The organism is Vibrio sp. YT-19(2023), from assembly GCF_033337395.1.
The window spans coordinates 29736-44120 of record NZ_JAWOQN010000012.1; the positions used below are offsets into that span (position 1 = coordinate 29736).

Annotated in this window: 13 protein-coding genes; 1 reads left to right on the forward strand and 12 read right to left on the reverse strand. The window is 43.5% G+C overall.

The genetic code is table 11. The features are described from left to right. Positions 1-98: 98 nt before the first annotated feature. From R7E78_RS10990 to R7E78_RS11025, 8 genes are all read right to left on the reverse strand, one after another. On the reverse strand, positions 99-491 hold the full coding sequence (locus R7E78_RS10990) for a GspS/AspS pilotin family protein (protein WP_005386726.1): 393 nt from the start codon (positions 489-491) through the stop codon (positions 99-101). 3 nt (positions 492-494) lie between these two features. Then, on the reverse strand, positions 495-791 hold the full coding sequence (locus R7E78_RS10995) for a YciI family protein (protein ID WP_005386727.1): 297 nt from the start codon (positions 789-791) through the stop codon (positions 495-497). Between the two features lie 115 nt (positions 792-906). Further along, entirely contained in the window at positions 907-1302 is a 396-nt protein-coding gene (yciA, locus tag R7E78_RS11000; protein WP_005376768.1) for an acyl-CoA thioester hydrolase YciA, read from the reverse strand. A 225-nt stretch (positions 1303-1527) separates the two neighbouring features. Next, on the reverse strand, positions 1528-2091 hold the full coding sequence (locus R7E78_RS11005) for a septation protein A (protein ID WP_064368603.1): 564 nt from the start codon (positions 2089-2091) through the stop codon (positions 1528-1530). 198 nt (positions 2092-2289) lie between these two features. Beyond that, complete coding sequence (locus tag R7E78_RS11010) at positions 2290-2532, reverse strand: hypothetical protein (protein ID WP_005376770.1); 243 nt, start codon at positions 2530-2532, stop codon at positions 2290-2292. Between the two features lie 111 nt (positions 2533-2643). Then, complete coding sequence (locus tag R7E78_RS11015) at positions 2644-5184, reverse strand: hybrid sensor histidine kinase/response regulator (protein ID WP_086046909.1); 2541 nt, start codon at positions 5182-5184, stop codon at positions 2644-2646. Further along, on the reverse strand, positions 5177-6361 hold the full coding sequence (locus R7E78_RS11020; RefSeq protein WP_262640464.1) for an acyl-homoserine-lactone synthase: 1185 nt from the start codon (positions 6359-6361) through the stop codon (positions 5177-5179). The genes R7E78_RS11015 and R7E78_RS11020 overlap by 8 nt, the downstream gene beginning before the upstream one ends. Before the next feature lie 156 nt (positions 6362-6517). After that, positions 6518-7777: a dicarboxylate/amino acid:cation symporter gene (locus R7E78_RS11025; RefSeq protein ID WP_005376774.1), complete on the reverse strand. Its 1260-nt coding sequence runs from the start codon at positions 7775-7777 to the stop codon at positions 6518-6520. Positions 7778-8320: 543 nt separating this feature from the next. On the opposite strand from R7E78_RS11025, the gene R7E78_RS11030 reads away from it, so the two are divergent. Next, the gene (locus tag R7E78_RS11030) at positions 8321-9862 is read left to right on the forward strand and encodes a long-chain-fatty-acid--CoA ligase (RefSeq protein ID WP_033905678.1); all 1542 of its coding nucleotides are present in this window, start codon (positions 8321-8323) and stop codon (positions 9860-9862) included. 126 nt (positions 9863-9988) lie between these two features. Here the strand turns inward: R7E78_RS11030 and R7E78_RS11035 are convergent, their stop codons facing one another. The 4 genes from R7E78_RS11035 to trpCF form a co-directional block, all read right to left on the reverse strand. Continuing rightward, entirely contained in the window at positions 9989-10684 is a 696-nt protein-coding gene (locus tag R7E78_RS11035) for a Crp/Fnr family transcriptional regulator (RefSeq protein WP_005376777.1), read from the reverse strand. A gap of 196 nt (positions 10685-10880) precedes the next feature. Then, on the reverse strand, positions 10881-11687 hold the full coding sequence (gene trpA, locus R7E78_RS11040; protein WP_199454836.1) for a tryptophan synthase subunit alpha: 807 nt from the start codon (positions 11685-11687) through the stop codon (positions 10881-10883). Further along, positions 11687-12877 (reverse strand): tryptophan synthase subunit beta, encoded by a 1191-nt coding sequence (trpB, locus tag R7E78_RS11045; RefSeq protein ID WP_017820482.1) that lies wholly within the window; start codon positions 12875-12877, stop codon positions 11687-11689. The genes trpA and trpB overlap by 1 nt, the downstream gene beginning before the upstream one ends. Positions 12878-12941: 64 nt before the next feature. Next, positions 12942-14381, reverse strand: coding sequence for a bifunctional indole-3-glycerol-phosphate synthase TrpC/phosphoribosylanthranilate isomerase TrpF (gene trpCF / locus R7E78_RS11050; protein ID WP_262640463.1), 1440 nt, complete (start codon positions 14379-14381; stop codon positions 12942-12944). Between the last annotated feature and the right edge of the window lie 4 nt (positions 14382-14385).

The window sequence follows — 14385 nt, forward strand, 5'->3', positions numbered from 1 at the left end:
TCTCCGTTTTTCTATTCTTAATTGTTAACTTTCGTTTTCAGATTATCCAATAATAGCGAATCATCGTCTCATGCCGAAAGCAACAAAAATTACTGTAGCTACTTCACCTGAGTACAAGTCTGTGCGGAAACCAACTCATCTGCCATCAACTGACCGCGAGAATTACGTACCTTAATACGATACATCAAGCCCATATCAATTTGCTTGCGAACTTCTGGGTTGCTGCAGTAGGTATAGATACTGGTATTCAGTACTTGATTTAACGGCTTTGCACCGAGTGCGCCATCGTTATAAATCATCATCATCTCTACAACATTTTTGTTGGATGAGACACGCATTATTTGCAGTGGACCGTACTCTAAAGGGAGGCCCGCAGACAAGACTCCTGCTCGGTTTGATGCCATAAGCTCAAGTTGGCGCTGATTATCATCGGTTGATGAACAGCCAGCCAGAGCACCAAATACCAAGAAAAGACACAGTAATTTTTTCATAAATTAAAACACTTTTTTGAACGGTTTCACGATTACATGATCGTAAACACCAGCCGCTACATAAGGATCGGCTTCTGCCCACGCTTTAGCATCCTCTAGAGAGGCGAATTCAGCGATGACAGTTGAGCCCGTAAATCCAGCTTCACCAGGATTGTCAGAATCTATCGCAGGCATCGGACCAGCTGTAAGAAGGCGACCTTCGTCTTGTAGCTTTTGTAAGCGATCCAAGTGTTGTGGGCGAACGCTCATGCGTTTTTCCAACGAGTTCTCAACGTCCTGTGAAAAGATGACATACCACATAGCATAGTTCCTTAATTGGTAGGGTAAAGTGTTAATTTAACGCCTTTTTTGTGTCTCTCACAAGTGAACAACAGAAAATGTGAGATCCTTTCTAACTGTTAGCGTTGTAGGTTGACTAATTCTGAACCGGACGTGGTTTACCTTCACTGTCAATGGCTACGTAGTTGAAGGTCGCATCACAAACCATGAAGCGTTCGCCAACACCGTGAGCTTTGACGGGTTTGACCCATACTTCCAAATCGACACTCATGGATGTGCGGCCGATCTTAGTGCATTCGCCGTAGCAGCATACGACATCGCCCACACCAACAGGCTTTTTGAACGTAATGCTTGATACCGAAACGGTGACAACGCGACCACAAGAGATCTCTTTTGCCAGAATCGCGCCCGCTAAGTCGAGCTGAGACATTATCCAACCGCCAAAAATATCGCCATTGGCGTTTGTATCTGCAGGCATTGCAAGGGTACGAAGCAGCATTTGACCTTTCGGAGAGCTAATTTCTTGACTCATTGTGACATCCTAAATCTTAAAGGCGCTCAAACTAAGCGCCAACATAGTAAATACCTAGAACCAAAGGTCCTTAAAAAACCGCAGATACCGGACCAGAGAAAGTTGATTTACAGCAGCAAGAATGGTCTGAAAACGGTACGTTGTTTGAGCGGTTTACTGATACATGGAGCAAAACAGCGACCCTAAGGTCGCTATGAAGTCGCGGATTATAGCAAAACTGAGTTTTTAATCATCAGTGGACACATCGGATGAGTTATTTTTTTGTTCTTTTGGCATGTGTTTATAAATGTAAAAGCCAGTCGCAATCATGTAGGCAAATGTCGCGATCAACATTCCAAATACTTTGAAGTTAACCCAAACATCCAACGGCAATTCGTAAGCAATATAAATGTTTAGGCCAGCGAAGAATGAGAAGAAGCCAACCCAAGCCCAGTTAATCTTTGCCCAAACAGCGTCAGGTAACGTAATTTCCTTGCCTAGCATACCTTTGATGGCTGATTTTCCCAATGCGTGGCTCACTGCTAAGCCAATCGCCAGAATCGCGTAAATGATGGTGACTTTCCACTTTATAAAATTGTCGTCGTGGAAGAAAAGGGTCATGCCGCCGAAGATAGTGACGATAACAAATGTTATTAGCTGTATCTTTTCGACTTTCTTATATAGCGCATAGGTGACGACAAGCTGAATGGCTGTTGCTGCGATCAGTGCACCTGTCGCCACGTAGATGTCGTACAGCTTGTATAAAGCGAAGAAAACGATGAGTGGTATAAAGTCTAGGATCTGCTTCATGATGGCAAAATCTACCTAATTATTGAATTGAAGACAGTCTAACGGAATCTGACAAGATGTGAATACTGAGGAAGTTAAGGTAAGAATAGTAACGCTTAGTATATCGTACAGCCCGCAAGCTTCTTCCACGTCGAAACAGCAAATGGAAGGAATAAAAATTGCCGCGTGAAGCGGCAATAGAGTTGAGAGTTTTAAACCTTAAGCAACACGTTGATATTGGGAAATAAGCGTTTTTACATCTTCTAAATAGCCTTCCCGTAGTAAGTTATCGACCGTTGCTTCTAGCTCTTCGAGAGACATCGTGAAGCAAGTGGATTTACCAGTCATCAGGCTCAGATATTGATGATACTCTTCTTCTGTATAGTGGCCTAAGCGATCAAGTAACAGTGTTTTGATTCCATGATGAATCAAGCCGTAGTATGTATGTCGATGAAGTAACATGGCGATCTCCTTATCAAGCTCATACGCTACTCTTTTGCAGCCTGCTTGACCTTCTGGATAATTCGATTTACTCCAATAATGCACATCTAGTGCCAATTCTATATTTGCAGATTAAAAAGTGTTGGAAGGTGCAAAATTCTCGTTCTGTAACCATCTTTGGATGACGACTTGAAGTGCATTTAACGTGGTGGGCTTTTCGAGTCTGTCATCCATGAGTTTCGAAATTAGCTCCAACTCTCTAGCTCCAGACTCACCAGATAAGGCAATGATTGGAACGGAGGATGTGATTTGCTTAATCCGTTGGCTTGCGTCAAATCCATTCATTACCGGCATTTGGACATCCATAAGAACGAGATCAATCTTGTGAGAGTGGAATAGTTCTACCGCAGAGGCTCCATTATTTGCTTGTAAGCTGTTGACTCCCAATCTTTTTAAATACATCTGTACCAAGGTGCGTTGCACCTCTTTGTCATCAACAATGAGCACTGTTGGTGCATCTTTACATACTTGTACGTGTTGAGCTGAATGATTTTCAGAATGTGATGGGGTTGCTTTCCAGCTATCAAAGTCCGGTGCTCTCAATGTCTCTGGTTTTGGTGCGTTTGGTACGACTGGGAAATACAAGTAGAATTCTGTGAACTCGTTCAATTCAGACTGGCACTCTATTCGTCCTCCGAAGGAGCGCATAACACGTTGGCAATAGCCCAAACCTAAGCCACTGCCTCCGCTTTTTTGATACGAGAAAAAGTCATCAAATATCTTGTGTAAGATACTGCTATCTATACCTGGCCCACTATCTCGGAAGATCAGAATGTTTTCGTAAGCCCCCGTCTGGGTACGAATCTCAATTTGACTGTCGGGATAAGAATCAAAATAGTAGATAGCGTTACGAATCAAATTGAAAATGACAAAGTTAAACAGGGTCTCATTTAACTTCGCGACAAAATCGTGTGCCTGTGGCAGGTTAATTCTCTCTATTATTTGATCGTTTTCAAAACCATAACGGCTTACTGCTTGGTCGATGGCTTTATGTATGGAAGTGAGAGCTAAAGGCTCATGCTCTGGTGAACTGTCGCTAACTTCTCGTAAAATAATATCGATAAGTTGTCTACCGCGTTGTATAGCGGCTTCACCTTTATCAATTTCTCTTTTTAGCGTATCCAGTGAGGCGTTTGACTCTATATGTTGTTTTAAAGCTTCAAATTGTAATTGTACTTGAGCGAGAGGGTTACGCATTTCATGTGCAATGGAGTTAGCCAGCGCACGGCTTTGGCGTACCTTTCTATCGGCTTCAATGGTGCTCTGGATGCGAACTAATAACGTTTGCAGAGCTGAGATTTCTTCATTAGAAAACAGCTTATTATCTATTTTATGTGAAGAAATTAGTAAGTGAGTAACAGACTTTCCACGACCGAAGAGAGGCATAACGAGCGCAGTATTGCTTGAGCGCATGCGCTCGTAGAGCTTTCTCATCGACCCTTTAGAAGAGGAGGCATAATCAATTTCTTCAGACAACTCATCAAGCACGAGAACTGACTTGCTTGACGGCAGGTACTCTTCGTAAAACGTTTCTGTGTAATTGCTAGTGACTAGCTGCAGCTTGTTGTTTGGTATGTTAAGTAACGATGCCAACTGATGCATAGCATCATCTATTGAGCGTTTAAACTCTTCCTCTAACCCAAGGATTTGCTGAACGGGAGTGTGTCGTTTCCCATAAATAAAATACGAAGCGAAACGACTGACTCGCTTAAAAAGCAAGTGCCAAGTGATACCGATAAGCGCACATAAAGGTACCGCAACAAGCCATTGGTTATCTTCAGAGATAGGAATAAATATCGCCCCTAGCGGCAGAACAAAAATGGCGCAGACTAAGAGCGCGCTTACCGTTAAGTACGTGAGATATTTAGCGCTGTAGAAGCGAGAGGTAAGTAGAGCATAGCCGACAAACAACATTTCGCTGATTGAAAGTGCTGGTGGTAACCAAGTTAGGGAGAAGTCGCCAAGGAAATACGTCATTCCAAGGTGTATCACTGCCGTAGATAACATGAATACCAAAATGCCAGCGATCATATAGTTGCTTTTTGCTAGCGTGAGCTTGCTGCTGTTCGCGCGCATGGCAATCAAGTTAAGCAGCGTTAGTACCACGAAAGCTAGCAAACTAATGAAAAAATATGAGGTATGTGGGCCAAATTCAATGACGAACTGGCTTGGACCACTAATGGTGACATTTTCGACAGTAAGATTCGGCACTAAGTTGATGTACAGTGAATACGTTGCTAGTGCGACAAAGACGACTTTTTGCCAGACTTTGACCGCTGTTTTTTTAACATCTGCGGTTAACTGGCAAGAAAAATAGAATGCAAACGCAAAGGCGAAAAAAGACGCTAAGTTCGCTAACTTAGCCATAAAAATGCCACCAACAGAGCCTAATTCTGGCAATAAATCGGTATGGAAATAGGCGTTACTGCTTATCCAAACAATGATACAGCTGGAATAAGCGATGTAAGGCGCGTGATGCGAGCCTAAGATTGATTCACTCTTCTGTTTTAGGCGATAGCAGTAATACAGTAGCCAAGCGAATACTATTAGTACAGTCGCGTACAATGCCATTGCTTTTGGGTAAAAGAGACCGTGCAAATGAACATCAAGCATGCTCATTCACCTTTTTATCCATTCTTTTTGTTCGTACGCAATGTTTGTAGTCGCGAAATTGTATGTCTTGAAATGCTTCAACCATTATACCTAAATTCCAGAAACCGCGGTATGTCTTGGTACCGTCACCGTTAATGTCGCGGTATCCTGAGTGAAAGTAGGCACTTAAATCAATAGATTGATAGAAATTTAACATAAATACTTGCTCAATAATGGTAAAGCCGAGCTTATAGCCTGCTTTATAGAGCTCGCTCATCATAGTTTTTTGCGCCAGATACAAAAAATACAGCTTTTGTTGGATGTTGCCTCCCACCGTAAGGCGCAGCACTTCGCAAACCGCTTCAGTGTTCTTTACATGAGATTGAAACTGAGCATCAAACCCAATAAGAGTGTGCTCATGAGTTAGAGCACGACACTCCAAAATACCCAGTTGATTGAGAACACTGTACCCATGATTAGGAAAGCAAAACTGCCATTGTTCGTTACTAAACTGTGGTGAGTAACTGAGCCAGTTATTTCGCTGATGCCAGCCTTGCACTAAAGCGGAGGAGACCATGATTGGTGAAGATGACGATTTGAGCAAGAGCGCAAAGTGCTGCCCTTTTTGCGAGAGTGATAAAAGAGGCAAGATTTCAAACCATTGTTCAGTTTGGACGAAAAGCTCAAGATTACTCAGTGTGATCGCTTTGGAAATCGGCATTAACGCTGCATGATTTGGCAGCATTACCTCAAGATCGAAATCTGCGATATCTTCAATTAACACGCTAGTATAGCTGTGGTCGTCAAACGGAAGCGGAGTAGGAATCGCCGCTTCGTTTGAAGGATATTTTTGCTTGATTGCTTCGATCTCGCATTGACACCAGAAAACCATCCAATGCGGGTAACAATCTGCGGCAAGTTGTTCAAGTAAACGAATCTCTTTGGAGAAACCTGTCGGATACTGTTGCACTAAATCTCGATAATCCATTAACTCAAATAGTGCAGAAAGACTTTTTGATGCGTGTTTAGGAAAGAGAGATTTAAGCAGTTTTATTCGATACAGAGCAACCTGTTGAAAAAGAGCATCTCGTTTTTGTTTCGTTAGGGTAAGAATAACTGAGTCAACCAGGGCCTGCTGCTTTGATTCGATCGGCAAATTTATTTTGGTGAGATATTCCAAAGATTGCTCAAGACTCATGATATAACCTAGCTCTAACGTTTTGTTATATTTTGTAATGGTTTATATCATTTTGAAAAATTTATGCCATCGGTTTCTATTTGTATAGTTACGTAATGCAAGAAAAGACAAAAAAACCGCTCATTATGAGCGGTTTTTGGTCTATTCAAGAAAGGGTTAGGCTTCTTGCTTTTTTAGCTCAGCTTCTGCCGTTTCTTCTTCAATTAGCGCATCAACGATAACTGCACATGCAGCATCACCTGTGATGTTCAGTGCTGTACGAATCATATCGAAAATACGGTCAAGAGCGAATAGCAGCGGTAGACCTTCAATTGGAATGCCAGCGGCAAGAAGCACGGCAACCACTAGGAAAGAAGGGCCAGGAACACCCGCTTGACCAACCGCACCCAATGTAGACGTTACGATAATTGCAATGTAAGCGCCCATGCCTAGATCGATATTGAACAGTTGAGCAAAGAAGATAGCAACCAAGCCATAGTAAATCGCATTACCTGACATGTTGATCGTTGCGCCTAGAGGCAGAACAAATGATGCAGTTGAATTTTTTACGCCCAGCTCTTTTTCACAGGTGTCCATTGTGACAGGCAGTGTTGCCATAGAAGACGCTGTTGAAAGCGCAACTGCTTGCGGTTTCTTCATTGAAGACAGGAATTTCTTCGCAGATGTCTTCGTGAATACATGCACCATTGCTGGGTAAACAACGAAACCGAAGATTAGGATGGCGGCAACGTAAACAACGAACAGTTTAAACACCACCATTAGCGCACCAAAACCGAACGTACCGACGGCTTCTGCCATCAGACCAAATACACCGATAGGTGCAATGATCATTACTTTATTGATCATCCAAACCATTGCGTCAACGATGCAGTTAACACCATTGATGATTGGTTCACGACGTTCTTTTGCTTGCTTAGAAATCGCAATACCAAAGAACATACAGAAAACGAGTATCTGTAGGATGTTTGCTTCATTTAGTGATTGGAAAACGTTGGTTGGGATCATACCAGTGATGGTTGCCCAGAAAGTAGGTAGTTCACCTTTTGAAGCGTATTCTGCTGAGAACATGCCTTCAACGCCAGAGACGTCGATACCCATGCCTGGTTGGAATACTTCACCCATAAATAGTGCAAGCGCAACGGCTAGGGCGGATGTTAAACCAAAATAACCTAGAGTGACGATGCCAACTTTACCTGCTGACTGGCTGTTCCCAAGACCAGCGGCGCCAGAAATCAAGGCTACAGCGACCAAAGGAATAACCAACATTTTGATTAAGTTGATAAAGATAGCACCTAAAGGAGCGAACACTGTCGCATCATGACCCATCATGGCACCAACGGCTGTGCCCACGATCATGGCGATTACGACTTGTACGCCAATGTTGTTTAGCAAACTCTTTTCTTTTAACACTTCCATAACCTCTGTGCTAATAAAATGTAAAATCCTAAAATTACCCACTAACCATAAATGGATTTACGGATAATTATCTCGCCTTGCTTTTTACACTTATCGTTTACAATTGGCAATATGCAGCAAGGTATTATTGATGGATTAATCGATATTTTATTGACGAACGATAAAGTTTTGTTCAATGGCAAACGTTTGCTATTGATTTTTCTTATAAGGATCGCGCTTAGGATTGTTCAAGTTTATTTTTCTTTATTTGTTTTCTTTTTGTTAATTTTAACCGCTTTTGTATTTGCTATTGCAGTCAGAGTTTTTAGTGGCTTGGGTTGATATTTATAACAATTCATCTCTTTCAAGCTCACACTTTTATTAATTTGCCTTCTGAAATGTTAATTGCTTTACATTCTTGGCTCTAATTGCGTTGTAAACATAATGTTAAATGGTAATGACTAGTGAGACTCAAATGCTGACGATCCAGTGTTAAGGATAACTTGCTTAGTTAATGCTCCTGAGCTGATTAGACGAGAAAGACAAGTAAGAGGTAAAGATACTATGATGAATCTTGCTGCTGCGTTACAAAGAAATGCTGCGAGTAAACCAGATAAAACGGCGTTGATATGTGGCGCTGAAAAGATAAATTATGCGCAGTTTGATGCGATCGCCGGCAAGATCGCAGCGTCTTTAATCAATAAAGGCGTAAAGCCAGGTGACCGCGTTGCGATTTCATGCCCAAACATTCCTTTTTTCGCGTTTGTTTATTATGCAATACAAAAAGCTGGCGCGGTTGCAGTCCCATTAAATGTGCTTTTGAAAGCGCGAGAAATTAAGTATCACTTAGAAGATTCAAAAGCGAAGTTTTATTTCTGCTTTGAAGGGACGAAAGAACTGCCAATGGCAAAAGAGGGTGTCAAAGCCTTTGAACAAGTCGATACATGCGAAGGCATCGTCGTATTGACTCAATCTCAAGATGAAAGCTATTGGAATGGTGTAATAACTCTCAATGCGTTTATAGCTGATGTCCAACCGTTGCCGGATTATATACCGCGTAATGCGGATGATACTTGTGTGATTTTGTATACATCAGGGACGACAGGCTTACCAAAAGGCGCTGAGCTGACTCAGCAGAACATCATAATGAACGCTCTGGTGGCACAAAATATTATGGGCAGCCAGGCCGATGATATTCACTTAGTAACTTTGCCTTTATTTCATACATTTGGTCAAACTGTCCACTTAAATGCTAGTGTTTTGGGCGGGGCAACATTGGTGTTAGTGCCTAGGTTTGAGCCTAAACATGTTCTTGAGCTGGTGGAAAAACATAGGGTGACGATATTTGCTGGTGTGCCAACGATGTATATCGGTCTGCTTCATGTGCAGCATCAATTTGATACCTCGTCATTGCGTGTTGCAGTAAGCGGTGGTGCGTCATTGCCAACCGAAATCTTTCGAACCTTTGAAGAAACATTTAATGTGCCGATCTTAGAAGGATACGGCTTGTCGGAGACAAGTCCTATTGCATGTTTTAATCATTTGGATCAGGAGCGTATACCAGGCTCGGTAGGTCAACCGGTTCAAGGCGTCGAAGTAAGAGTTATCGACATTGAAGGCAATGCACTACCGATAGGCGAAGAAGGTGAGATTGTTGTGCGTGGTCATAATGTTATGAAGGGATATCTTGACCGTCCAGAAGTTACTGAATCTGCGCTACAAAATGGTTGGTTCCATACTGGTGATGTGGGCCGCTTTGACAGTTCAGGTAATTTATTTATTGTCGATAGAATGAAAGATCTGATCATTCGAGGTGGATTTAATGTTTATCCCAGAGAAATTGAAGAAGTTTTCATGACTCATCCTGCAGTTTCAATGGTCGCGGTGATAGGGATTCCAAATGAAGAGTATGGCGAAGAGATAAAAGCTTACGTTGTACTTAAACCAAAAGAATACATTGACGCCGATTCATTACAAAAGTGGGGTAAAGAGCAATTAGCCTCGTTTAAATATCCTCGTTATGTCGAAATTCGTGAACACCTCCCGATGAGTGCGACAGGAAAGATTTTGAAACGTGAGTTGAAATCTGAATTGAATATAGCTTAGTCAATTCAATGGTTTTTGTGTCACAGCGCCACTTGCCTAAGCGCAAATGGTGTTGTGCTCTTGACCAATTAGATGCATAAGTTTTTTAGCTATCGTTAGACAATACTTACCGTTTGCTGAATGGATCTATTGCTCGAGTTCTTTAAAGTATTCTTCTAAGCGTTTCGGATTGGTAATGGTTACTGAGCCATAGTTTAGCTCTAGCATCCCGATACTTTCTAATCGTTTTAGTATCTTGTGTACGCTCTGACGAGTTAGCCCCATCATGTTAGCGATATGTTCTCTTGTTACCCTGACAACGCATGGTCGAGTATCGATCGCTTGATTAAGTTGGTATTCAGCAAGCAGCAGCAACCTTTTGGCGACTCGTTCTTCAATTCCTCTAATCGCGTCATCTTCGATAACAGAAATAGCAGACCACAAGCGGCGGCTAAGTAAGTCGAGTATAGTGGGGTAACTTTGAGGGTATTTGGCGAGTAATTGGCGAAATTTATCTCCAGGAAGCTCCATTACAGTCACGTCAGAATGAGCGGTCGCACCAAAAATACGAGGCATGCCGGGAGAAAAAACATTGTCTCCAAACCAACCACCAGCTTCGAAAATCATCAGTGTGACTTCTTTGCCTTTTGAACTAATTGAGTTCACTCTCACTGCACCTTGAGCTATGACCATAAGAGAAGATTGAAGCGCACCTTTATTGCAAATCAGTGCTTTTTCGTCGAAGCAGCGAACCTTAGTCATTTGCGCTGCTTCACTAAGCCCTTTATCTGGCAGCCCTGATAGTACAGGACATTTGGCTAGCAGTGTTTTGACTTCTTCCATGTAGCAACCTTACTGCACATTGCTTTATTGAGTTAGTTAAGTTACCCAAGCTTAACACTCTTTGAGTGCTCTGCTTGAGATAGATTTGGAAAGTGCGGGCGTTGAACAAAAAATGACGTGGTATAAACGCGATAGTAAGAAAACGCCCACTAAACATAATGTTAAGCGGGCGTTGTTGTGTCATATCAAACTGAAATTATTTTTGAGTGGCAGCTTTCATTGCAGAAACGAATTCACCTAGCTTGTCGAGCATAATTTGTGGCTGCTCAACGTTCGCTTCAATGATCTTCACGACAGCCGAACCGGAAATAGCCCCCGCCGCACCAGATTCTAGTGCTTGTTTCACCTGTGCTGGCTCTGAGATGCCAAAACCAAGTAGTGCTGGTGGTGCATCAAATTGGTTCAGTCTATCCAGCATATGACCTACAGGCATGTTTGCTTTGGTTTCTGCGCCAGTAACACCTGCACGAGAGAGTAGGTAAGTGTAGCCGCCACCTAACTCTGATACTTGCTTCAGTGTTTCATCACTTGCCGTTGGTGGTGCGATGAAGATTGGGTGAATACCAAACTTTTCTGCAGCAGCAACAAATTCGGCACTTTCATTAGTTGGCACATCTGCAATCAAAACAGAATCGATGCCTGCTTTTGCACAACGCTCATAGAAGTTCTCGATACCACGAGAGTAAACAAGGTTCGCGTACATCAGAAGACCAATAGGCAACTCTGGGTACTTAGCTCGGATCTTACCGATTTGCTCGAAGCAGATATCTGGTGTTGCGCCTGAGTCTAACGCGCGAATGTTAGCGCCTTGGATGGTTGGGCCATCGGCTAGTGGATCTGAGAATGGAATACCAAGTTCAAGGGCATCTGCGCCAGACTCAACCAGTGTTTCCATGATTTTGTAAGATTGCTCTGCGTTTGGATCGCAAACCGTTACGAACGGTACAAATGCGCCTTGGCTCTTTTCGTTTAGGCGCGCAAACATCTTCTCATAACGGCTCATTAGATTGCTCCTTTTTCTTCTAGGATGGCATGTACAGTGAAGATATCTTTATCACCACGACCTGATAGGTTAACAACCAACAATTGCTCTTTTTCTGGATTCTCACGTGCCATACTTAGTGCGTGTGCCACGGCGTGAGAAGATTCAAGAGCAGGGATGATACCTTCGTGACGTGCAATCTCTTGGAATGCTTCTAGCGCTTCATCGTCTGTCACGTTGTCGTATTCAGCACGGCCAATTGCGTTTAGGTGTGCGTGTTGTGGGCCAACTGAAGGGAAATCAAGGCCAGCAGATACCGAGTAAGACTCTTCTACTTGACCGTTTGGATCTTGCATCAATGGCGCTTTCATACCGAAGAAGATGCCTGTTTTACCATGCTTAAGTGGTGCACCGTGCTGGTCAGTATCGATACCTTTACCTGCTGGTTCAACACCAATTAGGCGAACACTTTCTTCTTCGATGAAGTCAGCAAACATGCCGATAGCGTTTGAACCACCGCCCACACATGCGATAACCGCATCAGGAAGACGACCTTCACGTGCCAAAATCTGATTCTTCGTTTCTTCACCAATCATGCGTTGGAAGTCACGCACGATGGTTGGGAATGGGTGAGGACCTGCCGCTGTACCTAGTAGGTAGTGCGCGTCTTCATAAGTTGCAGACCAGTCGCGTAGCGCTTCGTTACATGCATCTTTAAGTGTCGCAGAGCCCGAGTGGACAGGGATAACTTCTGCGCCCATTAGTTTCATACGGAATACGTTCGGGCTTTGACGCTCAACGTCTTTTGCACCCATGTAAACGCGACACTTAAGGCCAAGCAGCGCACACGCTAGTGCAGTTGCTACACCGTGTTGGCCTGCGCCTGTTTCTGCGATGATTTCGTTTTTACCCATGCGTTTTGCAAGCAGCGCTTGACCCAACACTTGGTTGGTCTTGTGCGCGCCACCGTGAAGTAGGTCTTCACGTTTTAGGTACAGTTTGGTTTTCGTACCTTTGGTTAGGTTACGAGTTAGAGTCAAAGCCGTTGGACGGCCCGCATACTCTTGAAGAAGCGTCATGAATTCGCTGCGGAATTCTGGATCTTCTTGCGCGTCGATAAACGCTTGCTCTAGTTGCTCCAGTGCTGGAACTAGAATTTGCGGAACGTACTGACCGCCGTATTCGCCAAAGTAGGCATTCAGTTTTGCCATCGTTATATTCCTTCTCGTATTTTTCGCTACGAATAGCTTTAAATTTTTTAGCTGATATCCAGCTTTAGTAGTTGCGAATAGCAGTGAATGCCGCGAGCAACTTCTGTGAATCTTTTTTGCCTGGTGCGCTTTCTACACCAGAGTTTAAATCTAATCCCAAGCAACCTAGTGTCGCTGCTTGTTGAGCATTTTCTGGCGACAGTCCGCCCGCTAGCATAATTTGACTTGGGTCGCCGATCAGTGACCAGTCGAACACTTGACCAGTTCCACCAGTTTGAGTGCCAACTTGCGCATCTAATAAATGGCGATCAATGTTGTCTGCTAGCAGTTCTGGCTTGGCATCAGTCACGCCGTAAGCTTTCCAAATTTCTACCGCTGCTGGTAGTTCGGCTTTGAGTTGGTTTACGTAAGCTTGGTCTTCTTGACCGTGCAGTTGCACCGCTTTTAAACCCAAAGAGGTCACGACAGAAGCAACAAAATCGATATCGTGATTTTGGAAAACGCCTACATAATTCAGAGGAGCACCGCTCATGGTTAAGCGAGCACCTTCAAGGTCAACCGCACGCTTCGACTTCTCGACAAAAATCAGGCCACCAAATACCGCACCAGCTTGATACGCTTTCGCTGCGTCATCTGGATGAGTAAGACCACAGACTTTGTTTTCACCCAGCGTCACTTTACGTACTGCAAGTTCAAGGTTGTCTTCCGCCATCAGCGAACTACCAATCAAGAAGCCGTCTGCGAATTCTGCTAAATCACGAACTTGTTGATGGGTATAAATGCCAGATTCTGAGATTACTGTTGCGTTAGGAGCCAGTTCGCGAATTGTCGGTGCCAGTTCTTTTGTACGATTCAAATCAGTACTTAGGTCGCGAAGGTTACGGTTATTGATGCCGATAACGTGTGCGCCTAGCTTAACTGCACGATGAAGCTCTTCTTCGTCGCTGACTTCGGTCAGGATACCCATGTTCAGGCTGTGTGCTGCTTCTTCTAAGGCTTTATACTCTTCGTCATTCAGGACAGAAAGCATCAGTAGCACAGCATCAGCACTGTAATGACGTGCTAGGTAAACTTGGTAGGTATCTACCATGAAGTCTTTGCACAGAACGGGTTGTTTGACTTGACCGCGCACTTGAGGAAGAAAGTCAAAGTTACCTTGGAAGTATTTTTCGTCTGTTAATACTGAAATTGCATCAGCATGGTTGTTATAAACCGATGCAATGTAATCCAAGTCGAAGTGATCACGAATCAAACCTTTAGAAGGAGATGCCTTCTTACATTCGGTGATGAACGCCGTCTTTTCACCACTCAGAGCGTCGTAGAAGCTGCGGTCCGATGGCAGCAAATCAGACTGAAATGTGCTTAGCGGTTGAGACACCTTACGGTCTGCTACCCATTGATATTTATCGCGGACAATTTTCGCCAGTACTTCTGCCATTTCTGCTTCTTTTTTAGAAACGTGCTCAGACAGGTTGTCAGCTTGCTGAGTGTTGAAGTCAGTCATCTTC